Source organism: Chloracidobacterium validum, assembly GCF_018304825.1.
Lineage (GTDB): Bacteria > Acidobacteriota > Blastocatellia > Chloracidobacteriales > Chloracidobacteriaceae > Chloracidobacterium > Chloracidobacterium validum.
On sequence record NZ_CP072648.1, the window covers coordinates 2,227,938 to 2,250,072 of the forward strand.

General features: G+C 60.2%; 22 protein-coding genes. 7 read left to right on the forward strand and 15 right to left on the reverse strand.

The window, feature by feature from the left end; translation table 11 throughout:
• Nucleotides 1-95: 95 nt before the first annotated feature.
• Together J8C06_RS09320 and J8C06_RS09325 are read right to left on the reverse strand one after the other, a co-directional pair.
• Nucleotides 96-866 (reverse strand): peptidoglycan-binding domain-containing protein, encoded by a 771-nt coding sequence (locus tag J8C06_RS09320; protein WP_211428428.1) that lies wholly within the window; start codon nt 864-866, stop codon nt 96-98.
• 77 nt (nt 867-943) lie between these two features.
• Complete coding sequence (locus J8C06_RS09325) at nt 944-2,722, reverse strand: SpoIIE family protein phosphatase (protein WP_211428429.1); 1,779 nt, start codon at nt 2,720-2,722, stop codon at nt 944-946.
• A gap of 215 nt (nt 2,723-2,937) precedes the next feature.
• On the opposite strand from J8C06_RS09325, the gene J8C06_RS09330 reads away from it, so the two are divergent.
• Nucleotides 2,938-4,146 (forward strand): redoxin domain-containing protein, encoded by a 1,209-nt coding sequence (locus tag J8C06_RS09330; protein ID WP_211428430.1) that lies wholly within the window; start codon nt 2,938-2,940, stop codon nt 4,144-4,146.
• Here the strand turns inward: J8C06_RS09330 and J8C06_RS09335 are convergent.
• Nucleotides 4,124-5,062 (reverse strand): decaprenyl-phosphate phosphoribosyltransferase, encoded by a 939-nt coding sequence (locus J8C06_RS09335; protein ID WP_246602022.1) that lies wholly within the window; start codon nt 5,060-5,062, stop codon nt 4,124-4,126. The genes J8C06_RS09330 and J8C06_RS09335 overlap by 23 nt on opposite strands.
• 317 nt (nt 5,063-5,379) lie before the next feature.
• On the opposite strand from J8C06_RS09335, the gene J8C06_RS09340 reads away from it, so the two are divergent.
• The 5 genes from J8C06_RS09340 (at nt 5,380) to hisH (ending at nt 10,339) form a co-directional block, all read left to right on the forward strand.
• Nucleotides 5,380-6,552: a M48 family metallopeptidase gene (locus tag J8C06_RS09340; RefSeq protein ID WP_211428431.1), complete on the forward strand. Its 1,173-nt coding sequence runs from the start codon at nt 5,380-5,382 to the stop codon at nt 6,550-6,552.
• Nucleotides 6,553-6,589: 37 nt separating this feature from the next.
• A complete protein-coding gene (locus tag J8C06_RS09345; RefSeq protein WP_211428432.1) occupies nt 6,590-7,234 on the forward strand; it encodes a hypothetical protein in 645 nt (214 codons plus the stop codon).
• The gene (locus J8C06_RS09350; protein ID WP_211428433.1) at nt 7,231-8,358 is read left to right on the forward strand and encodes a glycosyltransferase family 4 protein; all 1,128 of its coding nucleotides are present in this window, start codon (nt 7,231-7,233) and stop codon (nt 8,356-8,358) included. The genes J8C06_RS09345 and J8C06_RS09350 overlap by 4 nt, the downstream gene beginning before the upstream one ends.
• 74 nt (nt 8,359-8,432) lie before the next feature.
• Complete coding sequence (locus tag J8C06_RS09355; RefSeq protein ID WP_211428434.1) at nt 8,433-9,725, forward strand: VWA domain-containing protein; 1,293 nt, start codon at nt 8,433-8,435, stop codon at nt 9,723-9,725.
• Nucleotides 9,725-10,339, forward strand: coding sequence for an imidazole glycerol phosphate synthase subunit HisH (hisH, locus tag J8C06_RS09360; protein WP_211428435.1), 615 nt, complete (start codon nt 9,725-9,727; stop codon nt 10,337-10,339). Before J8C06_RS09355 ends, hisH begins: the two co-directional genes overlap by 1 nt.
• 17 nt (nt 10,340-10,356) lie before the next feature.
• Here the strand turns inward: hisH and ispD are convergent, their stop codons facing one another.
• The 7 genes from ispD to J8C06_RS09395 all read right to left on the reverse strand — a co-directional run bounded on the left by ispD (nt 10,357) and on the right by J8C06_RS09395 (nt 15,669).
• Complete coding sequence (gene ispD, locus J8C06_RS09365; RefSeq protein WP_211428436.1) at nt 10,357-11,046, reverse strand: 2-C-methyl-D-erythritol 4-phosphate cytidylyltransferase; 690 nt, start codon at nt 11,044-11,046, stop codon at nt 10,357-10,359.
• Nucleotides 11,047-11,053: 7 nt separating this feature from the next.
• Nucleotides 11,054-12,400, reverse strand: coding sequence for a cytochrome P450 (locus J8C06_RS09370; protein WP_211428437.1), 1,347 nt, complete (start codon nt 12,398-12,400; stop codon nt 11,054-11,056).
• A 140-nt stretch (nt 12,401-12,540) separates the two neighbouring features.
• Nucleotides 12,541-13,359, reverse strand: coding sequence for an FHA domain-containing protein (locus tag J8C06_RS15305; protein ID WP_211428438.1), 819 nt, complete (start codon nt 13,357-13,359; stop codon nt 12,541-12,543).
• Complete coding sequence (gene xseB / locus J8C06_RS09380) at nt 13,340-13,603, reverse strand: exodeoxyribonuclease VII small subunit (RefSeq protein WP_211428439.1); 264 nt, start codon at nt 13,601-13,603, stop codon at nt 13,340-13,342. The genes J8C06_RS15305 and xseB overlap by 20 nt, the downstream gene beginning before the upstream one ends.
• 6 nt (nt 13,604-13,609) lie before the next feature.
• The gene (locus tag J8C06_RS09385; protein WP_211428440.1) at nt 13,610-13,957 is read right to left on the reverse strand and encodes a c-type cytochrome; all 348 of its coding nucleotides are present in this window, start codon (nt 13,955-13,957) and stop codon (nt 13,610-13,612) included.
• Between the two features lie 79 nt (nt 13,958-14,036).
• On the reverse strand, nt 14,037-14,654 hold the full coding sequence (locus J8C06_RS09390) for a ferritin-like domain-containing protein (RefSeq protein ID WP_211428441.1): 618 nt from the start codon (nt 14,652-14,654) through the stop codon (nt 14,037-14,039).
• Nucleotides 14,655-15,021: 367 nt separating this feature from the next.
• On the reverse strand, nt 15,022-15,669 hold the full coding sequence (locus J8C06_RS09395) for a DJ-1/PfpI family protein (RefSeq protein WP_246602023.1): 648 nt from the start codon (nt 15,667-15,669) through the stop codon (nt 15,022-15,024).
• A gap of 125 nt (nt 15,670-15,794) precedes the next feature.
• Between J8C06_RS09395 and J8C06_RS09400 the strand changes: the two genes are divergently transcribed.
• Nucleotides 15,795-17,576, forward strand: a complete 1,782-nt coding sequence (locus J8C06_RS09400; RefSeq protein ID WP_211428442.1) for an amino acid permease — start codon at nt 15,795-15,797, stop codon at nt 17,574-17,576.
• On the opposite strand, the gene J8C06_RS09405 is transcribed toward J8C06_RS09400, so the two are convergent.
• The 5 genes from J8C06_RS09405 to hpt all read right to left on the reverse strand — a co-directional run bounded on the left by J8C06_RS09405 (nt 17,577) and on the right by hpt (nt 22,112).
• Complete coding sequence (locus tag J8C06_RS09405) at nt 17,577-18,845, reverse strand: DUF4350 domain-containing protein (protein ID WP_211428443.1); 1,269 nt, start codon at nt 18,843-18,845, stop codon at nt 17,577-17,579. It abuts the gene before it with no gap.
• A gap of 23 nt (nt 18,846-18,868) precedes the next feature.
• Nucleotides 18,869-19,933: a DUF4129 domain-containing protein gene (locus tag J8C06_RS09410; RefSeq protein WP_211428444.1), complete on the reverse strand. Its 1,065-nt coding sequence runs from the start codon at nt 19,931-19,933 to the stop codon at nt 18,869-18,871.
• Between the two features lie 28 nt (nt 19,934-19,961).
• Entirely contained in the window at nt 19,962-20,804 is an 843-nt protein-coding gene (locus tag J8C06_RS09415) for a 3-hydroxybutyryl-CoA dehydrogenase (protein ID WP_211428445.1), read from the reverse strand.
• Between the two features lie 77 nt (nt 20,805-20,881).
• Nucleotides 20,882-21,106, reverse strand: a complete 225-nt coding sequence (locus J8C06_RS09420) for a hypothetical protein (protein ID WP_211428446.1) — start codon at nt 21,104-21,106, stop codon at nt 20,882-20,884.
• Nucleotides 21,107-21,572: 466 nt separating this feature from the next.
• Nucleotides 21,573-22,112, reverse strand: coding sequence for a hypoxanthine phosphoribosyltransferase (gene hpt / locus J8C06_RS09425; protein WP_211428447.1), 540 nt, complete (start codon nt 22,110-22,112; stop codon nt 21,573-21,575).
• Nucleotides 22,113-22,135: the final 23 nt, after the last annotated feature.

Consider the following 22,135-nt stretch of genomic DNA (forward strand, 5'->3'; position numbering starts at 1 on the left):
CTGAGGGTGAGCCGTCCCGCAGATGACCTGGGTGAGAAAATGCCGGTGTCACCTTGGGATGGTTTCAGACGCCTGCCAAGAGCCTTCGGAGGAACTTACCTTTGGGGTGGGGGTGGGTCGGTGGTCGGCGGAAGCTGCACCGGTGGAGCGGACGTGTCGCCAGCTTCCGAGCTGTGCTTGGTGAGTCCAAGCCGGAGGAGCGCCGGGGCGGTGGGCGTACCGGTTTCCTTCAGTCCATTCGCACGTTGGAAGCTACGCATGGCTTCGCGGGTACTTTCATCGTACTGGCCCGTGATCTCGCCTTGGTAGAACCCAGCTTCCTTGAGTTTTTGCTGAATCTCACGGGCGCGCTCCTCTGGGATGACCAGGCTTCGGGGCGCGCGGTATGGCGTAGCTTGTGGTGCGGTTGGGGTGGCGCGATAGGCGGAGGTGGCCCCCCCGTTGCGGCGGGCATAACGGCCACCGCGCTGGCGCGCGTAGCGTCCGCCCCGGCGGCCGCGCACCCGGTAGCTGCGCCCGCTACGCCCGCGAACCACGCGCCCGCGCCGTGCACGGTAGCCACGCCCACGCGCGCTCCGTCCACGCGCTTGAGACACGCGCCCGCGGCCCCGCACGACACCCCCACGGCGACCACGCGCCGTGGCATTGCGGCCGCGCGCGCTCCGGCTACGTGTGCCGCGGCGGACCTGGCTTCGGTCACGCCGACGGCTTGTTGCACGCCGTTTCTGGGGCCGCGCGACCTCGGCGGCGGCTGGCTCAGCCGAGGCTGATTTGGCAAACGTGGGGGCCGGGAGTCCGGCTCCGAGCAATAAACCGATGACGATGAATGCCGCTTTGGCGTACAATATCCGACTCAAGCGCAGCATGAAAATGTCCTTTCAGAAAAATAAGCATGCCACCGGCGCTCGCCTGGGGCAGGTAGTGGGCACGATTGGCTGGTTACTCAAGCCGTCCGTTTGATGACGACGACCGTAATATCATCTTCTGGAATGGCTCCAGAGGCAAACGTCAGGGCTGTTTCAACAATCGCTTCACATATCTCGCGGGCTTGCAGGTGGGCGCAGCGGTGGATGGTGGCCTCTAGTCCATCGTAGCCAAAATAGCGCCCCGTGCGGTTTTTGAGTTCTGGGATGCCATCGCTGTACAGCACGAGCACATCGCACGCGCCAAGCTGGTGGGTGCTCACCGGCAAGGGTCCCAGGGTGGGACGGACGCCCAGCGGGTAATGGTCGAGCGCGAGACTCTGAAGCGTCTGCTGGCTGGCGCTGTAGAGCAGTGGATAGGGATGCCCGGCATTGGCGACCGTGACCAGGCCGGTCGGAAGTTCAAGCAAGGCATAGCAGAACGTCATCAGGTCACGGCGTGTCCCATTCTCATGAATGAGCTTGTTCAGGGTTTGCATCACGCTGACGGGGTCGCACGCCATCCCAAGTTGATTGAACAACGCGCCTTTGGCCAGCGCCATGAGCAAGCCCGACGACACGCCGTGGCCGGACGCATCCCCAATGACGACGGCCAGCCGCTCTTCACCAACCTTGATGTAGTCATAATAGTCGCCGCCAATATCCTCGGCCGGCCGGGACAACCCGGCCACTTCAAATCCAGCCAAGTGCGGCTCGCACTGCGGGAGCATCGAAGCCTGGATGCGCGCCGCAAGGGCAATTTCAGCTTGGAGGCGTTGCCGCTTCATTTGCTCTTCGAGCAAACGGAGATTCTCGATCTTGACCGCCGCCACGCTGGCGATGGTGGTCAGCACTTCGAGGTCATCCGGCGTGAAGCGGCGCACATAAGGGTTTTCAACGTAAATGAGTCCGTAGATCTGTTCGCAAAAGATCAACGGAACGCCCATCACCGAACGGATGTCGCCCAAAACAATGGATTGACTGCCGGCAAAGCGCGGGTCATGCCGGGCATCTGAAGTCAGCAAAGCCGACTTCGTTGTCATGACCTGTTCGGTGATGCTCTGGCAAACCATGACGTCTCCGAGCGGCAGCGGCCCGTCCTTGGTGCGCGCCAGGCGGCACTCCAGCTCGCGGGTATCGTGGTTGTACGTCAACAGGAAACCCCGCTCGACCGGCAGCGACTCAAAAACGAGCGCCATGATCTCGCTCAAGGTCTCGTCGAGGCTGGCATTGGAAAGAAGCGTTACGCCAACCTTACTCACCAGCGCAAGCAGGCCCGGGCGCTGGCGGCCAATTTTCGTCTCACCAAGGAAAGCGACGGCACCGGGTTGCCTTCCCAAGCCTGCCATTGGCTCTACCGGCGCATCTTCCGTGGCCGTTTGAACCGAGACTCCAGAGCTAAGCTCAACGGCGCGATTGACGATTTCATCAGTGGTGCGGACGTGTCCGAGTCCAATTTGGGCCTCTGGAACCGTGTTTGACGACGTCGTGAAGTAGGTCACGGACGGCGCCGCCACCTGCGTTGGGCGTTGTTCCAAGGCAAGTTCCAGGTTGGTTTCACCGATCCGAAAGCAGTCACCAGTTTTGAGCAGAAGGGGCTTCTTGACCCGCTCTCCCTGATAGTAAGTGCCATTCGCGCTTTCGAGGTCTTCCAGGATGTAAGCCTTGCCATCGTGTTGAAGGACGGCATGAATACGCGAGGCAAAGGGATCGGCAACCATGATGTCAGCCCGGACGCTCCTCCCAAGCGTGTACCGGGGCTTGACAAGCAAAACCCGGTGGGGCGGCGCATTGGGTGAGTGGATGACGAGCGAATACATCAGGTTAGGTAAGTGATGAAACTAAGCGCACGCCAGTCGGCAAGCGGTGACAGCCGACCGACAACATAGGACGGCAACATAATCGAAAAGGCGTGGAGATGCCACTACTGGTCGAAACTAGGATACGCCATGACCTCCAACACCGTCCGCCGGGACGGGTCCACCGGCCAGCGCGCGTTGCTTCTTGGTGACCAGTGAATCACAATGTGGAATGTATGTTTTTTCTCACTTTTGCGTTTCTCTTGGGCATGTTGGATGGGCTTTGGTCGCCGCCGCGCACTGGGCAGTGGTCCGGCAAGGTTGTACTCGGGCAGGCCTTGGCCCGGGTGATCTGGTGTGGCGCGCTGGGGGTCTTGGCCGGGCAGCTTGGCGCCTGGAGCGTGGAAGCGGCCTTTTTGCTGGGGCTGGGCCGGCAGGTGTTGTTCATTCCGGGCGGGATGCTGGCGCTCGTGGCGGTTGGTTGGCTGGGCTGGCGGTGGCATTTCCATCGCTTGCGGCCGTCCACCGCGCGCACTGGGCATCCGTTTGCCGTCGTCGTGCGCGTGTCTTCGCTACTCGTGGCCGCATTGACCTTGGCGGCGACAACCTGGGAAGTTCGCCAGGCCGCCGTCACGCTGTTGTGTTTTGCCTTTGGCGCACTGCCGTTTGAAGTTGCTTGGTCGCTGTTTCCAGACGCGAAACAGCTTGTCCGGTGGCGTCCGCTGTCCGCCTCCATTGCCGTCGGGCTGACGGCCTTTGCCGCCTTGGTCTTGGTCATGGCCGGGCTGGGTTACGATGTCTTCACAGGTCGCAGCCTAGGTGACGACCTGGATCACCTGGGGCACGTCGTTTCCAATGACGACGCGACGATTGCCATTGGCGCGCCCGTCCCAGATGTCGTCTTCCGCGGACTCGACGGGCAACCCGTGCGCCTGAGTCAGTACCGTGGCAAGGTGGTCGTCTTGGCTGCCGTCGGAACCCGCTGCCCCTGCGTGGAGGCTTACCGGGCGCGGCTCAACGCGCTCGCCAGCGACTACGCCGCGCAGGGCGTTGTCTTTCTGGGCTTCAATCCCAATGCGAATGAATCGGTTGCCGAAATCGTTGCGCGCCAGGCAGCCAAACCTTTCGTCTTTCCGGTCGTGGTGGATGAAGCCTGCCAGGCGGCAGACACGCTGGGCGCCACCTGCATGACCGAGTGCTTCCTGGTGGATGCCCAGGGGCGCTTGCAGTACCACGGACGGATTGACGACAACACCTACCATCCCGAACGGGTCACGGTTCACCTGCTGCGGGATGCCTTGGAGGCCGTACTTGCCGGGAAGCCGGTCAATGTCCTGTGCCGGCCGGCGATTGGATGCGCCATCGTGCGCAAGAAGCCCGGCCCGCTCAACGCGGCCGATAGCGTCAGCACTACCGGTAACGTCAGCGCAACCAGTAAAGAATGATGACGGCCGTCAGCCCGTACAGCGCCAGGTTGACCAGTGAGGCGCCGTCATTGAGCAGGGCTTTTTCTGGACTGCCGCCGAGCTGCCGCCGGTGGATGAGATACAAATACCGAAAGATGCCATAGAGCACGAACGGCACGGTCAGAACGAGCTTGGTCGTCCCAAACTTGGCCACCGTTTCAGGCGCGACCGTGTAAAAGGTGTAGCAGACGACCGTCGCCGCCGTGACAATGGAAATCATCTGGTCCAGCAGTTCGAGCGTGTACTCGCCAAGAATCCGCCGGTGCGCCGTGGCCCCTTCTTCGAGCAAAAGCAACTCGTGCCGTCGCTTGCCGAGCGCCAGAAAGAGCGACAGCAGCATGGCGCAAATGAGCAGCCAGGAAGAAACCGTGACGGCAATGACTTGTCCTCCGGCTACCGCCCGCAGCACGAACCCGGCAGCGATACAACCCACATCGAGGATCACCAGATGCTTGAGCCGTACCGTGTAGGCCACTTGCAACAGGAAATACGTCACGGCCGTCCAGGCAAAGGGCGTCGAAAGCCAGAAGGCAGCAGCGAGTGAGCCAACCGACAACATGATGCAGGCCACAATGCCGACCGGGATGGGGAGCGTGCCTGACGCCAATGGACGGTGACGCTTGCTCGGATGGGCGCGGTCGCTTTCGATGTCGAGCAGGTCGTTGAGCAGGTACACGCCGCTACTGAGTAGGCAAAACACCCCACAGGCCGCGCATACCAGCAGGGTCTCGCGCCAGCGAAAGAGGTTCTGGGAAAACAGCAGCGCTGGAAAGAGCAGGACGTTCTTTGTCCACTGCTGTGGACGCATGGCCTTGAGCAACGCCACAGGCCAGGAAACGACGGTTGGAGCAACGGCAGTCGGCATCGCCCGCGAATATAGCCAACTCTCGCGCATGGGAGTAGCACCCCTTGCCGCAGCGTGTGCCTGAAACGTCGTTTTTGACCAGTCGTCGCGCAAGTGACGTATCGCATCCGGCTACAAGCCCATCAGGCGCCCATGTCTCACTTCACCTTCCACAATTCGCTTTCCGCACGGCCGCCCACCGGTGCGCGCTTGGCAGGAGCGTAGTTGGCTAGCAGAAAGCCGCCCTTCTGCGCTTCTATCCACATGCCTTGGCCAGTTGCCCAGAGGCATAAAATTAAGCAAGCTGTGGCGCGCTCTCCCCCATCGCGCGCTGATGACTGCCACTGTTCGCCTGCAAGGAAGTTGCCATGTCGCCTGACGATTCCCTTTCCAATGAACCAGAGCCAACCTCCGACGAACCGACCGCCCCAGCCGCTGCGGGCGATGACACGGAGGCCCTGCCGTCCGCTGGTGAGACCACCCCATCGGCCGATGGGGCGACGGCATCGAGTGCGGTTGTCACGGACGGGGTAGCGCCGGTCGCAAACGGCCTGCCACTGCGCGAAGTGCGCTGCCGCTACTGCGGCCAACGCAATCGCGTCCAGTCCGACTGGACGCCACGCGCCGGCGTGCGTTGTGGACGCTGCCGACTTCCGCTCGATGAACAACCGCACCGCAAGTTTCCGGGGCTTTCCCCGCATGAATACATCCACCCGCTTGACTCACAGGCGCTCAATACGCTCCAGGTCATTCCAGGCATTGATCCGTTGCTCAAAAAGGCGCTGGAGGTCACGGGTGAAAGTTACCTGCGGGTGATGTTTACCGCGAATGGCGTCAAGGTATCGGAAAAACAGTGCGCGGATTTGCATGCAAAACTTGAAGTCGCCTGTCAAACCCTTGGGATTCAGGAACTACCAGAGCTTTATCTAAGCGTGACCAATCCACTTGGCGGTGGGGGGCTGGGGTTCAATGCCTTCACGAGCGGAGTTGAGCGTCCCTTTATCGTGCTTTTTACGCCACTGGTCGAACGGCTCGACGACATCGAGGTGCTGGCCGTCATCGCCCATGAACTGGGGCATATCCATTGCAGTCACCTGCTCTACAAGGTCGCAGCTGAGTTGCTGTTTCAACTCGGCAGCTATGCCCTGTCGCGCGCGCCACTGCCACCTGGGATTCCAGACCTGCTCACCTGGCCCATTCGGAGCGCGCTGCTGACGTGGTACCAAAAGGCTGAACTAAGTTGTGACCGGGCCGCCCAACTGGTCGTCCAGGAAACCCACGTCTTGACAAAGTTGATGATGAAACTGGCCGGCGGGGCCATGACCTCAAAGCTCAACCACGAAGAATTCATTACCCAGGCCCGCGCTTTCGACCAGCGGAATGAAAGCAGTTTCGTTGATCGCTTCTGGACGTGGCAGATTGCCAGTGGACGGACGCACCCGTTCCCGGTTTGGCGGGTTTCAGAAATTCTCAAGTGGACAGATAGCGAAGAAGGCTACAAAAAGTTTATGAAGCCAGTCGCACTTGCCACGACATCCTAACGAACAAAGGCTTGGGGCGCTCCCCAACGCGCGACGCATGAGGGCACTTTCGGCTTCAACCCCACACGAACCACGACTTGACTTTCACGAATGGAAAACAGGAACGATCATTGTTGAACGGACGGGTACGCGCCGTCCGCTGTTTTCACTTCGTCAAGCCGATCAGATACTGGCTCACCTGACTTGGCGGCGGCGGCGGGCCGGGCGCTATGTCGCCCTGGCGGATGGGTTGACGCTCGATGTCACCGTCGGACGCATGGGCTATGAACTCACCATTCGGGATGACACTCAGGGACTCTCGCGCTTGCGCATCAACCGGCGACGCAACCCGCACCGCGCGCGCATGACCATCGAGTTACCGGCCGGGCGCTTTCTGGTGACGCTGCGCCGCGATGGGCGGCAGCCAGGCGACTTTTCACTCCATGTTCGGCGGGAGTTCTACAAACAAGACCTGCTCGAATTGCAGTTTGAGCGCGCCTATCTCAATACCCATCACGCCTCCCCATCGCGTCGCCTGCTGACCATTCAGGTGCATCCCGTCATGCGCTGGGAGGCGGTTCATTTTCACCATCTCGTGGCGCTTCTGGTGGGCTGTGTGGTGTTTGTCGGCGGCCATGATCAGTTTCGCTTCGACCCACGAGTCAACCCGTACATGGTCAAACGCCGTTCCCAGACGGTATGAATATCCTGCACTTGAGTTCTGGGCAGGCGTTCGGCGGTGGAGAGCGGCATGTCCTGGAACTCATCGCGGCGCTGGCAGCCCGTGGGCACGCCGTACACATCGCGGCCCCGGCACATAGCGCCCTGGCCAAGCGGCTTGGCCTGGTGAGTTTCAGCCATCACATCCACGCCCTTGCCGTGCGTCATGCGCTCGATGTCGGCGCGGCCTGGCGACTGGTGAAGCTGGTTCGACACCATCAAATAGACATCCTGCATGCGCACTACGCCCGCGACTATCCCGTTGCGGCCGGTGTCGTCCGGTGGCAACGCTGGACGGCAGAGCGGCGGCCGGCGCTGTTCCTGACCCGTCATCACTACGCGCCACTCACGGGCAACTGGTTTTACCACCGGTGGCTCGGCGTCGCCGAGCGATTGATCGCCGTTTCCGACTACGTGCGCGAACGGGCGCAAAACTCGCTTGGCTGGGACACCGGCCGGATCGTCACCATTCCCAACTGGGTAGATACCACGCGGTTTCACCAGCCATCTGCCCGGGCACGCCAGGACTGTCGGCGGCAACTCGGCCTGCCGGTCGAGGGCTTCATCGTTGGCTGTCTCAATCGCCTTGAACCGAGCAAGGGACAGGCAACGTTGCTGGGCGCGGTGGCGTTCACGCGCCGCCAAACGCCCCACCTTCACTTGGCGCTGGCTGGGAGCGGCCAGGCGGCCTACCTTGACCGGTTACGGCAGCAAGCCAGCCAAGCCGGCGTTGAGCGCCAAGTCACCTTCCTCGGTTTCATCGAAGATGCGCCTGGCTTTCTGGCGGCTTGTGACGTGATGGCCATTCCTTCGCACGATGAAGCATTTTCCCTGGGCGTGCTTGAAGCCTGGGCGGCCGGCGTGCCGGTTGTCGTTTCCGACGTGGGGGGGCTGGCAGAATTGGTCACACACGAAAACAATGGACTCCGGGTGGCGCCCCGCGACCCGCTCGCCTGGGCAGCGGCCCTGCAGCGGATGGCAGCCGACGAGCAACTGCGCCGACGATTAGCCGCGGCCGGCCGGCAGTCGGTTGGCAGCTACACGCTTGACCACGCCGTAACAGCGGTTGAAACGCTTTACCAGACGGCGCTCATCCAGAAAAACTGATACACTCTCTGCAACGAGAGGCGCGCTTTTTTCGTCAAAGTGCTCGTCACACTTGCTGAACCGGGGATAGGCACATGAGAAATGCGAGGCGGATTGAGTCCCACATCGCTCGTTGGGCACTGACGCTATTCATCGCGTTGGGTCTGGTTGCGTCACCGCTCGTGACACTGGCCCAGTCAGGCCGCCAAATCACGCGGCCACGGGTCGTTCCAACCCGCCCGCCGGCCGAGGCGACACCCCCAGATGACAACGCCAGTTCACCAACGCCACCGGAGCGCCCAACCCTGGGGCGGCGCGGCGGCAATGTCCCTAGTCCGTCAGTTCCCGCGCCGGCCAGCGGCCAGGATGAAGACATCATTACCATCCAAGCGACGCTGGTCACGATTCCGGTCGTGGTCAGCGATGATTACAACCGCTACTTGCCGTTCCTCAAGAAAAACGAATTTCGGTTGACCGAGGACAATGTCCCCCAGGAAATCACGTTTTTTACTTCAGAGAAAGTTCCCTTTCATGTCGCCCTGGTGCTCGATGTCAGTCGCAGTGCTTACCTGAGCATTGATGACATGCGCAGCGCGGCGGACGCTTTCATTGATCACCTTCGCCCCGACGACCGGGTGAGCGTGTTTACCTTCTCCGATAAGATCCGCCAACTTTGTCCCTTCATCAGTGACCAAGGTGAACTGCGTCGCGCGGTGGCGCGCGCCAAAATCGAGGGCGGCACGCGACTCTATGACGCGGCTTATCAGATTCTGGAAACCCACCTGGCGCCGATTGAGGGACGTAAGGCGCTAGTCCTGCTCACCGACGGCGAAGATACAACGAGCCGAGCCTACAGGCCGCGGGACGTGCTCAACCGGGTCATCGAGTCGGATGTTTTGGTCTATACGTTGCAGTACCCGGCAGCCGACCCAAACCAACCGCAGATTCAGTTGCCCTTTCCCTTCCCTTTTCCGCTTCCACTTCCAACGCCCCGACGCGTTCCACGTCGCGGACCATTCTTTCCACCAGATGGACGGACAACCCAGGTTCAAGGCTCACCAAGCCGCCAAGAACCGTCCGTGCTCGGGCTCGAGGAAACATTTCTGCAGGACCTTGCTACGGTCTCTGGCGGACTGCACAGTCCGTTCACCGATCTGGGCACGGCGCGCGCCCTGTTCAAATCCATCGCCGAGGATTTGCGCCATGTTTACGTCCTGGGCTATTACCCAACCCGTGGCCTCGATGAGCCGGGTTATCGCCGCATCCGCGTTCGGGTCACGCGGCCGGAGGCCAGAGTCCGCGCTCGACCAGGTTATGTCGTAACGGCTGAGATGGCGCGCCGAAACGCGCCAACGGCAGCTCCGGTTCCAACCAACGCCCGTGACTGATGCCCACTCGTAACCTCATCATCCTCGACTATGGCGTGGGCAATCTGCGCAATCTGGAGCGTGCCTTTGCCCAGGTAGGCGTGACGGCTCAAATTTCGTCCGATCCAGCCGTCGCGCACGAAGCAACGCACCTCGTCCTGCCAGGGGTCGGAGCCTTTGGCGCCGCCGTGGATGAGCTTCGGGCGCGCCGGCTCGACGACCTGCTTCAAGTCGCAGTGCGCAAGGGAACATGGCTTCTTGGCGTTTGCGTTGGGTTCCAAATGCTCTTTGAAACAAGTTACGAGTTTGGCCGCCATGCCGGGCTGGGGTTCTTGGTCGGAGACATCATCCGCTTCCCGTCAGATGTACGACCGGTTCCCCATGTCGGCTGGAACCAGGTGGAGCAAGCGCGCCCACACCCTCTGTGGAAAGACATCCCAGATGGCGCGTTCTTCTATTTTGTCCACTCCTACCACGCGGCTGCGACCGACCCGGAGGCCGTGATTGGGGTTACGGCGTATGGGCTGTCCTATGCCAGCGCCGTCGCGCGGGACAACATCATGGGCGTACAGTTTCACCCTGAAAAAAGCCACCGGGTCGGCTTACAGCTTTTGCGCAATTTTGCCAGCTTGTGACGCGCACCGTGGACGGACTACCGGGATGTCATCTGTCGCCACAGGAACTCCGCCAGCGGTAAATCGTCTGGATGGGTAATTTTCAGATTCCAGCGCGGCCCAGGCACGATCCGGACCGGCACGCCCAATCGCTCAACCAGCATGGCGTCATCCGTGGCGCGAAATCCATCGGCTTCGGCCTGCGCATGGGCTTCACGTAGCAGTTCCGCCTCAAAGGCCTGTGGCGTCTGCACCGCGTAGAGCGTCAGACGTGGTGGCGTCGCGTATGCCAGTCCATCCCGAACCGTTTTGATGGTGTCAGTCGCCGGATGGCCGACGACAGCAGCGCGGTCAGCCTGGGCGGCAGCAATCGTGGCCGTCATCAAGTCCGTTGTGGCAAAGGGACGCACGGCGTCGTGAACAATGACGACCGTGGCGCTGGTTGGCGCCGCCGCCAGCGCCAACCGAACTGAATCCTGCCGCTCCGCGCCGCCGGTGACCGTCGTCAGTGGTTTTTCAATCGGGAAGTGCTCAATCAACCGCTCAAAGGCGGTGCACGCGATGGCAGGCAAGGCCACAATCACCTCGCTGATGGCAGGGCAAGCCGCCAGTCGCCGCAGGGTGTGGATGATGATGGGAACACCGGCCAGTTCAAGAAACTGCTTTGGCCGGTCAGCCCCAAAGCGCGTTCCCAAGCCACCGGCCGGAACAATGGCAACGGTCGTCATAAGTGTGCTAGGCGCGAGCTTCGAGTTGCATTGGCATGCCGTATTTGGGCCGTAGGGTAATCAGCGGCTCCGGCACAATTCGGGCTTCTGGCGCAAGTCGCATGCGCCACTTCTGGGCAATCGTCGCCAGAATCAACACACCTTCCATCCACGCGAAGCCTTCGCCGATGCAGGCACGCGGGCCGCCGCCAAACGGAAAATAGGCAAATTTTGGCCGCTTTTCCTTTTCTTCGGGCGTCCAGCGTTCTGGGATAAAGCGTTCCGGGGCCGGATAAAAATCAGAGCGCCGCTGGACAACATACGGACTCATCAGCACCAGCGCCCGCCCCGGTAGCCGATAGTGACCAATCGAAAAGTCATCGAGCGCACGGCGGCCAAATACCCACGCCGGCGGATACAGCCGCATGCTTTCGGCAAAAACCATTTCGGTGTACTTGAGCTTGCCGTATTCGGCGACCGTTGGCAGTCGCCCGTCAAGAACGGCGTCAATTTCAGCGTGCATCTGGGCTTCGACCTCTGGGTGCTGCGACAGCAGATACCACGTCCAAGTGAGGGCGTTGGCCGTCGTTTCGTGACCAGCCAGGAAAATTGTCATGGCTTCGTCACGCAGTTGCTCGTCGGTCATGCCCGTCCCATCGCCTTCTTCGTCTTGGGCAATGAGGAGCATCGAGAGCAAATCCCCCCGGTCTCCGCCGGAGCGACGCCGTTCCTCGATGATGCGATACACCGTCTCGTCCAGGCGCGCGCGGGCCGCTCGGAAACGATAGTTGAACGGCAGTGGGAGCTTCTCGATCAACTCGAAGAAAGGCAGCGTCATCACTGCGGAAAACAGCTCGATGGTCGTCGTCAATGCCGCGCCGATTTCATCCATTTCACTCTTGACTTCGGCATCGAAAAGGGTCTTGGCGACCACTCGCAGCGTCAGGCGCATCATTTCCTTGGCCATGTCATGTTGTTCGCCGGGCTGCCAGGCATCGCGCATTTCGGCGGCATACTGCGCCATGACGCGCGCATAGGTCGCAATCCGTTCGCGATGAAAGGCCGGCTGCGATAACCGCCGCTGCCGTTTGTGAAACTCTCCTTCGCTCGTCAGCAAACCGTTGCCGAGGAACTTGCGCGCACGCTGTAGGCCACGTCCTTTGATGAAATTCTTGTGATTGGTCACAAGGATTTCCCGAATGTATTCGGGGTTGCTCACCATAAAGACCCGTTCGCTACCCAGGCGAAACTGCACAACATCGCCATAGCGGCGATACATCCCCTGCAGGAGCCGCAGGGCATCGGTTCGGAAGCGGTAGATATTTGCGCCTGGCAACGTACGAGCGGCACGTGGAGCTTCGAGTTGAGCCATCATTGACAACAACCTTCCCAGCCGAAGAAATGTCGAGCGGCACGCAACAACCATCACCAAGTGCTGGCTTAGTGCGCTACAACGCCAGCTTCAAGTTTTACGCTGGAAGCAGTCGGGATGCAAACAGGAATATGAGCAAGACTTCAGGTTTTGCCGGATGACACCGACACCCACCTTTTGCCGGTACGCCGCACAATAAGTTGTGCCAGTTCGATGCCGCTCACGTAGTCCGTTGGGTTGAAGCGAAGGCGCTCCCGCCCAACGATGGTGTAGGTCAAGCGACGGCTATTGGGTCCGCGCCACTCGACCTGCAAATCGGTGACTTCTCTCCAAGGCAGGCTGACTTGCCGCCAGATGCCTTGATACTCGATCTGGTGTGGGGTGATGGTGATGTTGACGCGGGCTAGACTCCACCCCAGGAGTAAGGCCAAAACACCAAGCGGCATCAGGAGAACCACCGACACTAGGCTCCCCAGCCAAAACGGCACCACCAGCCCAAGCAGCCCTACGCCGTAGATCGGAAAACGCAGGGTTGAACGCAATGGAAACTCGCAGATACCAAGGTGGTAAGTCTCACCCTGGATATTGCCGGCCCACGCCGTCGCTGACCAAGCCATGGTCACGCGCAGGCGTGGGCCGCCTGGCCCAAATTCGATGTCATCACCGTCACTGAGTTGGGCCTGGGTGATGCGGCAATTGTTAAGCCACGTCCCGTTGGTGCTACCCAAGTCTTCAACCCACAGTGTCTGGCCGTCGAACCAGAACCGGGCATGGCGGCCCGAGGCTTGCATGTCCTGCGGGTCAAGTTGAATGTCGCACTGGCGGGAACGCCCAATGACGGCCGGAAGCCGCGCGATCACCTGCTGTTTTCCAGCCAGCGCGCCGCACAGGTGTGTAACCGTCAGGGTGACGGGAGGTGGCTCTGGGGAAAAGGTTGCCGGCTCATTCTCCGTCGGCATCATCGGCAGCGGGGGTCAAGGGGGCGATGACGACGTCGCCATCCGCTGATTTGAGAACAACCTCGATCCGCTGCTCGGCCGCCGTCAGGTGCTCCCGGCACAGACGAGCCAGCCGCATGCCACGCTCGAAGAGACCAATGGATTCTTCCAGCGGAAGGGTTCCATCTTCCATCTGGTGGACGATGCGCTCAAGCTCGGCGAGCGCAGCCTCATAGCTGACTGGTTCAGGCTCATTCGTGACCGACATACCGACTCATAACGTGCGCAAGTAGGCAATCAAATCGTTTAGTTGCTGGGCATCGTACTTGCTGCCAAAGGCCGGCATGCCGCCGCCGCCTTTCTGGATTTGCGCTTTGACGACGGCCACCGAAACTGGACGATTGGTAGCTGGCATTTTCTTTGCCTTGAAGAGACCTTGCAAGCCGGGTCCAACATTCGCGGTTTTGCTGGTGGCGCTGTGGCAGGGAGCGCAGGTTTGAGCAAAAAGCTGTTTTCCGTTCGTGGCATCGCCGGCGGCTTTACCCTTTTGCACGGCTGAAGCGGTCCAGCCGGCCGCGACGGCACCAACCAGCGCCGTAGATAGCACGATAGGCTTGATCATGGGGCATCTCCACAGATGAAAAAGCCCCTGCCAACGCTTTTGGTAGGCAGGGGACATAAACTCAGTGCGTAAGTCCGCTTTACTTGACAACGGGTCCCTGAAGCAACGGATTTTTTTGCAAAACAAAGCGCAGAAGCGCCGCGTGCTGGGCTTCGGCCGCACCGATGCCGGCCAGAACCGGAATGAGGTCTTTCTCTGAAAATGAGGTCAGGACGCCGATGTACGCGCCGGCCGCCTGCTCTTCCAGTGTAAGGGCGAATTCAAGAATGTCGGTGGCTGTCTTGATATTCGGGACGGCCTTGGCAATGGCTTCGTATTCTTTAGGGTCTTGCTTTGGCTCGACAGGCGTCCCGCCAAACTTCTTGATGACGCCGATGAGTGCGTCACGGTGCGCTTCATGGTGGCTCATGAAGAGCTTGGCCGCTGCCAGCGCGGCGCCTTCCAGCAAGCCGGTGCCGGCGCCAACCCCATACGCGGCAATGGCTTGGTGTTCGAGATTGAGCGCCACGTTGGCAATTTTGACATCGCCGGCTTTGTCAGCCCCAAGAGCAATGGATGGCGTCAGCAGTGAGCCGCCAAGCATCGTGAAGGCGCTGGCGCCAAGTCCGACCACGCCAGCTTTGAGCGCCGCGCGACGCCCGCGTTGAATCAGTTCACCAACCTCAAGGTATTTGTTGGTCAAGTCGCGTTCTTTCATTGGAATCACATCCTCCGAAAATGTGAGAAAACCGTGTGTTGACGACGCCGAACAGCCGAAACATCACTGCACAGCGCATTAGCACGACATATACGCTTAGGTGCGTGTATGTCGCACGCATACCATTTACGGCCTGTTGCTTGGGGTGGATGAGTATATTTTTGTTCATGACCGCGTTCAGGCCGCCGGATGTCTATTGCATCAAAGCTCAGGATGCAAGGCTTTGGTTGAGAAACCATGTCGCGCTCAAGTGTTGATCGCGCTGGGGAGAGCGAAGTTTTTCTATCACGCCAAACTGTGTGACTACTGGTTGCTACGATACTGACTTGGCGCGTCAGCTTGTTGAGTGAGACGGTTCGGGCGAAGCTTACTTCAGAAACAAGCGCGTGCGGGCTATAACCTCTGGGCTGGCAGTTTCTGGCGTTCCGGCGTAAAACGGTGGCTGTGGAGCATACTCGATAAAGAGTTGGATGCATTCCGCCGTGGACTGATCGCACTCCAGCGCCGCCAGTGTCAAAGCCGCGTCTATCCCGGCTGAGACACCGGCGGCCGTGATGATTTTTCCCTGGCGCGTCACTCGCGCCCGGCTGGGCGTCACGCCAAAGCGGCGGAGGTGGTCACGCGCCGACCAGTGCGTCGCCGCCTCGCCGCCGGTGATGACGCCCGCGGCAGCCAGAATGAGCGAGCCGGTGCAGACGCTCAGTGTCCAGCGAGTTGTAGCGTGAATCTGGCGCAACCAAGCCAGCGCCGCCGGATTGCGCATCTGGGATGGGGCATTGCCACCCGGCACAACGAGAATGTCAGCCTGCTTGACCTCGTCCCAGCTTACATCGGCATGGAGTCGCAAAAATGTCGAATCCACGGTGACTGGGCCGCGCTCCTGCGCAACAAACTGGACGGTGGCGCCCGGCAGCCCACGCAAAATTTCATACGGACCAATCGCATCCAGCGCCGTCAACCCGGGATAGATGTACACCGCAATGGCGCGTGATGCTTCCACCAGATGATTTGACATGCTCTTCCCTCTCATCACCAACCGTGGCCAAGCCAGGGGACAAAGCCCTGGTTTGACAGAACCCTGCGCCAAACATAGCATCGGGTGGCTTTCCCAAACACACTTAACCTCATACGTTCAGGAACATGCCCTTACTCGCCCGTCTGTTCCGCACGAAATCCGTTGCCCGCATCCAGGCCGAGGCTGCCGCCGGCATCAGCGATCATGAGTCTGGCAGTGCGTTGGCCAAGGAACTCACCACCTTTGACCTGACGGCACTAGGCATCGCGGCAGTCATCGGGGCCGGGATTTTCTCAACGGTTGGCAATGCCGCCTACAGCGGCGGCCCGGCGGTGTCGCTACTTTTTATTTTCACGGCCATTGCCTGTGGTTTTGCCGCGCTGTGCTACGCCGAATTTGCCTCGATGATTCCGGTGGCAGGTTCAGCTTACACCTATGCCTACGCCAGCTTTGGGGAACTGATCGCCTGGATCATCGGCTGGGACCTCATTCTCGAATACGCGATTGGTAACATTGCGGTCGCCATCTCGTGGAGCGAGTACTTCTCAACCTTGCTCGAAGGGTGGGGTATGCCGATTCCGGCGTACTTCCGTATGGACTTCCTCACCGCCAAGCGCGGCTTTGATGCCGTGACGGCGCTGCTCCACCAAGGACAAACCCTTGAGAGCATCCGTGGCCTCGACGGCATGGCGTCCCAGGTTCTGAGCTATGAAGCCTGGGTGAATGCGCCGCGGCTGGGATCGCTGCCGGTCGTTTGTAACCTGCCGGCCCTGGGAATCGTCATCCTCATCACAGTGCTGGTGTATGTCGGTATCCGTGAGTCGAAGCGCGTCTCGAACGCCATGGTGGTGTTCAAGGTGGCCGTCGTGCTGTTCGTGATCGTCGTCGGCGCGTTTTACATCAAGCCGGAAAACTGGACACCCTTTGCGCCCAATGGCGTGGCCGGCGTGCTGAACGGCGTCGCGGCCGTCTTTTTTGCTTACATTGGCTTCGACGCCATTTCAACGACGGCCGAAGAATGCCGCAATCCACAGCACGATTTGCCCCGTGGGATCATCTACTCGCTCATCATCTGCACGGCGCTGTATGTCTTGGTCTCGTTGGTGCTGACCGGGATGGTATCCTACACCAAGCTGCAAGTGGCCGACCCAATGGCTTTTGTCTTTGGAAAAGAAGGCGCGAACCTACTTGTCATTGAACGCATCGTTGCCGTCAGCGCAGTGGTGGCCACCACCACCGTGCTGCTGGTCTTTCAGATCGGCCAGCCGCGAATCTGGATGGCGATGTCGCGTGATGGACTGCTCCCCAAAGTGTTTGCCAGCGTTCACCCGCGTTTCAAGACACCGGGCTTTGCCACCATCGTGGCTGGTCTCGTGGTAGCGATTCCATCGTTGTTCATGAATCTGACGGAAGTGACGGACCTCACCAGCATCGGCACGTTGTTTGCTTTCGTGCTGGTGTGCGGCGGCGTGCTCGTTCTGGAACAGACGGCACCGGCTGCCGAGCGGAAGTTTCGAGTCCCGTACGTCAACGCCAAATACATCGTGCCGGCCGGCGTGGTGGTCGCGTGCCTGATCTTTACGCTTTATCCACCGGCGACGGCAGTAGCGCGGAACTTTCTGACCATCACCCCAGCCGAAGGCGAAAGCTGGCTGGGCGCGTTTTCGCACAAGATTCCATTCCTGGTCTTTGCCGTCGCCACACTGGTACTCGCCGGGCTGTGCTTTTTCAAGAACCTGTCGCTCATTCCCGTGCTTGGGTTGCTACTCTGTGGCTATCTGATGACGGAACTGGGCCTCGTCAACTGGCTTCGATTCCTGGGATGGCTGGCGGTGGGGCTGGCGATCTACTTTGGTTATGGTTTCTGGCATAGCCGCCTCGAAGCCGAGGCTCAACAAGGCGACTGATTACGCCGGGAGCAACCCTTCTAAGTCGCGCAGGCGTTGAGCCAGACGCAACAGTTCGGCGTCGGTCGTCGGCGCGCCGCCGATGATGGATTGGCAGCGTTCCGTCACGGCGCGCCATTCACTTGCCGGCCGCCCAGAACGTTCGGCGGCGGCAGCGCACAGGTCGCCGAGCGGGGTGGTTGTCGGGAGGCCGGTGTAGCGACAAAGCCGCCGATGAAAGCGCCGGTAGAGGTTCTCAATCGCCAAATCGCGGCTCTCGGCCACCCGCTGGATGCGCGCCATCGCCGCGACAAACTCAAGCGCATTGGTGCGGGGCTTGACCGGCAAGCGGAGTGGTCGCCCAAAGCGGCGGCCCAGCGTATAGGCAACGAGCAGGCTCAGGGCCGCCACATGCCACACCATCCAGGGAATGGGCGTTCCCCGGAAGTAGCCGAGAAAGCCCAACAGCCCGCCGTTGGTTGTGCGATAGCCGTGATGGTAATCGTCAAAAACAATCCGCCCACCGGTCTGACCGGTGAACATACGCGCAAGGTTGACGACAAAACGCGCATTGTCGCCCTCGGCAATGCCCTGGTTGGCGATGATAAAGGGGTCGCCGACGAAAATGACGCACCCTGCGCCATAGCGTACGTCCACCACTGCCGGGGCGTCATTGACGCCAGCAAGTGGCACCAAACCGGCCGGTGAGATGCCGTCCCCGAAAAAGTCGTCATCCAGGCTCAGCTTAGGCATCGGACCGAGACTTACCGTCGTGGCATATTCAGAGCAACCCAGCCAAGTCACACCTTGAAAGAGGCTGCCCGGCTGCCATGGGACGAGGCGCTGTACCGGGACTTTGCCAAAAACCGAACCGGTCTCACCGACCGGCAAGGGCAAACTAGGCTTGAGCTGGTGGCGGCCCAGTTCGAGTGACCAGTGGCGCTCAAACAGGATGAACGTTCCGCCCTTTGCAATCCACTGAAGTAAAGCCCGCACCTGTTGCCTGTTGGGTTTGTCCCTTGGCTCAACGAAAATCAGGACACGCACATCCTGGGCATCGGCTAACGCGCGGTAATCTTGCTCCCATCGGCTCACACGCAGGCCTGATTCTTGCAGCAGCAGATAGGCGCCCAGCGTGCCGTAAGGCCGCCCGGAGTAAGTCGAGCGGTCGGCGTACACCGGTGACTCTTCATCCGGCTCCGGCTTGACGTAAAACAGCAGATTGATGGCGAACAGCAGGACCATCACCCCGATGACAATCAAGCTATTGGTGAAGGTCTGGCGATTCATGGCGGGGTGGCGAACGTCGAATGTCAGGCGGCCGCGGGGACATCAGCCCGCGCTTCCCAGTAACGGGACAGGCAGCGCTCGTAATCCTCGCGGCTGCCCGGGTGCTGTCCGTACCACAACCAGTCAAAGCGGTCGGTCAGTTCGCGCATGGCGGGATAGAGGCTGGATTGCGCGCGGACGGCGGCCAGGTATTCGTGGTTGGTCCAAGCTGGGTTGAGCGGCACAATGCCGCGCTTGTCGAGGTCATGGAGTAACGCAATGTAGATTTTGCGCACCCCCTGTCGCCAGTCACCAGCTTCGGCCGCCGCGCGCGCCTGTGCCAGGAGTTCGTCGGCATCCATATCGAGCGCAACCGGCTCACCCAAAATGATTCGCGCGCCTTCCTCTACCGACTTGGCTTGGCGTCGCAGGCGACGAACGACCCACAAGCTCCCAGCAATCAGCAGCGCCGCGATGCCAATCCATATCCCACCTTGCGCCCACTGGTTCCAGGTACTGAGCCCACCATCCGACTGCCTACTTCCCTTCGGGAGCAGCTTTTCCAGCAGTTGAAAAAACCACTCACGAAGCTGCTCCAGTGGGGTTTTGGTTTTTTTGATGGGCTGGAACGCATCACGCGCGAGAATTTCCTGGATATTCGCGGCGCTACCATCCACCGGTGCGGTCAGGTAACCTTGAACGATGTCGAGTTGGGCTTGCAGCTTAAGGAGATGCTCGCGCATTTCAGCTTTATCTTCGGAGGCGCACAGGGCATCGAGCGTTTCGCGCAGCGGTTGGTTTCGGACAACAACCTCGCCGGTTGGCGTCTGCACGATGCGCCGTTCCGGCAACCTGCGGTATAGCTCTTCCTGAAGAGACAGTGGCAGAATTTCCTCGACAGTGACATCTTCCGTCTCGAGCTTGAACCGTATTTCCCAAATCTGTTCAACGACCTGTCCAACTTGAGACCGGTAGGCTTCAAGCGGCACGACATCTGAAGGATTCGTGGCAGCGTAGCCGGCGCTCAAGAAACAGGCCAGGACCAGCGCCGGCACGATTAGCCAACTCAGTCCGGGGTGCTGGCGTGCTCGTCGTGGCGGCTTGGTCATAACCATTGGCATTGAGCGCGGAGGAGGGTCAATACTCATAGAACCCGCGTCCGGTTTTGCGGCCCAGCCAGCCGGCCGCGACATACTGGCGGAGCAGCGGGCAGGCGCGGTACTTTGGGTCGCCAAAGCCTTCGTAAAGCACATCTAGAATGGCCAGGCATACATCGAGTCCGATGAAGTCGGCCAGGGTCAGTGGCCCCATTGGATGGTTCATGCCAAGCTTCATGATGCCATCAATTGCCTCACGGGTCGCTACGCCTTCGTAAAGCGCGAACATGGCTTCGTTGAGCATGGGCATCAGGATGCGGTTGGAGACAAAACCCGGAAAATCGTTGGCAATCAAACAGGTTTTGCCAAGCTTTGCGCCAAGCTCAAGGATGGCATTGGTGGTGGCGTCGCTTGTCGCGCGGCCACGAATCACCTCCACCAGTGGCATGACCGGCACCGGATTCATGAAGTGCATGCCAATGACTTGCGTGGGGCGCTTGGTCACGGCTCCAATTTTCGTAATCGAAATTGAAGATGTATTCGTCGCTAAAATCGCTTCAGGACGGGTCAAGGCATCGAGTTCACTGAAGAGCGCCGCCTTGGCCGCGAAGTTCTCGACGATGGCCTCCACAACGATTTCGGCGTCTTTGACAGCCGCCAACTCGGTCGTCGGATGAATCCGCGCCAGGATTTCGTCTTTTTGGGCCGGCGTGAGACGCTCTTTTTTGACATCCCGATCGAGACTGGCCGCAATGGTCGTCAGGCCTCGGTCGAGGTATTCCGGCGCGACATCCCGCAAAACCACATCAAATCCGGCGCGGGCGGCCACTTGGGCAATGCCACTGCCCATCGTTCCTGCGCCAATGACAGCGAATCTACCCATGGTGTTTCCTCACCGTATCCAAGCTAAAACCGGCCGTGGCGAACGCCGATACCGCGCCGCCATCAACAGTGTAGCCATCAATAGTAGCGGTCACGTTCATCATCCTCGTCATCGTAGTCGTCGTCGTAGTCGTCGTCTTCGTCATCATCCTCGTAGTCAGATTCGAGGTCGAGTTCAATGGGGTCGAGTCCGACTAAGCGCAGTACCGCGCCGCACTCGTCACACTCGATGATATCGCCTTTGTCGGCGTCTTCGTCCACATGAACTGTTGCTTTGCACTCAGGACAGGTTCCCTGCGGCATGACCGTTGTTTCTCCTTCAGAAGTGGCAAATGCGCATAGCAAGTCGGGTTGAGGCGAACGTAAACCAGCCAGCCCAACGCTGCAAGCCAGTCTTTCGTAGCAAAGGGTGGCACAGGCATTCCTGCCTGTAGCAAAGGGCGGCACAGCCATTCCTGCCTGTAGAAAGCGTGGCACAGGCATTCCTGCCTGTAGAAAGCGTGGCACAGGCATTCCTGCCTGTAGAAAGCGTGGCACAGGCATTCCTGCCTGTAGCAAAGCGTGGCACAGGCATTCCTGCCTGTAGCAAAGGGCGGCACAGCCATTCCTGCCTGTAGCAAAGCGTGCCACAGGCATTCCTGCCTGTAGCAAAGGGCGGCACAGCCATTCCTGCCTGTAGCAAAGCGTGGCACAGGCATTCCTGCCTGTGGCAAAGGGCGGCAGGACACAGGCAAGAATGCCTGTGCTACCTTGTTCGCTTTAGATACCCTCACAGGGACGGATTGAGAATGGCAACATAGGGCAGGTTGCGGTATCGCTCGGCATAATCCAGGCCAAACCCAACCACAAACTCGTTTGGAATCGTGAAGCCCACATAGGTCACGTGCACCTCACGTTGCCGCCGTTCCGGCTTGTCGAGGAGGGCCGCCACGCGCACCGAAGCCGCGCCACGCCGGCGAAACATATCGAGCAGGTAAGACAAGGTGAGTCCGGTATCCACGATGTCTTCAACAATGATGACTTCCTGCTCCCGGAGACTGGCGTCGAGGTCTTTGAGCAAGCGCACTTCGCCCGATGACTTGGTTGAAGCGCCATAGCTTGACACGGCGATGAAATCCATCGTCACGGCCAGGTCTATCGTCCGCACCAAGTCCGCGGCAAATGGCACCGCGCCCTTCAACACCACGACCAGCAACGGCGACCGTCCGGCGTAGTCAGCCGTAATGGCCGCCCCCAACGCTCGAATTCGAGCCTGAATCTGCTCGGCGGTGAACAAGACACTCAACTGCGGTTGGTCAAATTCCGACATACGTTATCTCCACGCAAAAGGTG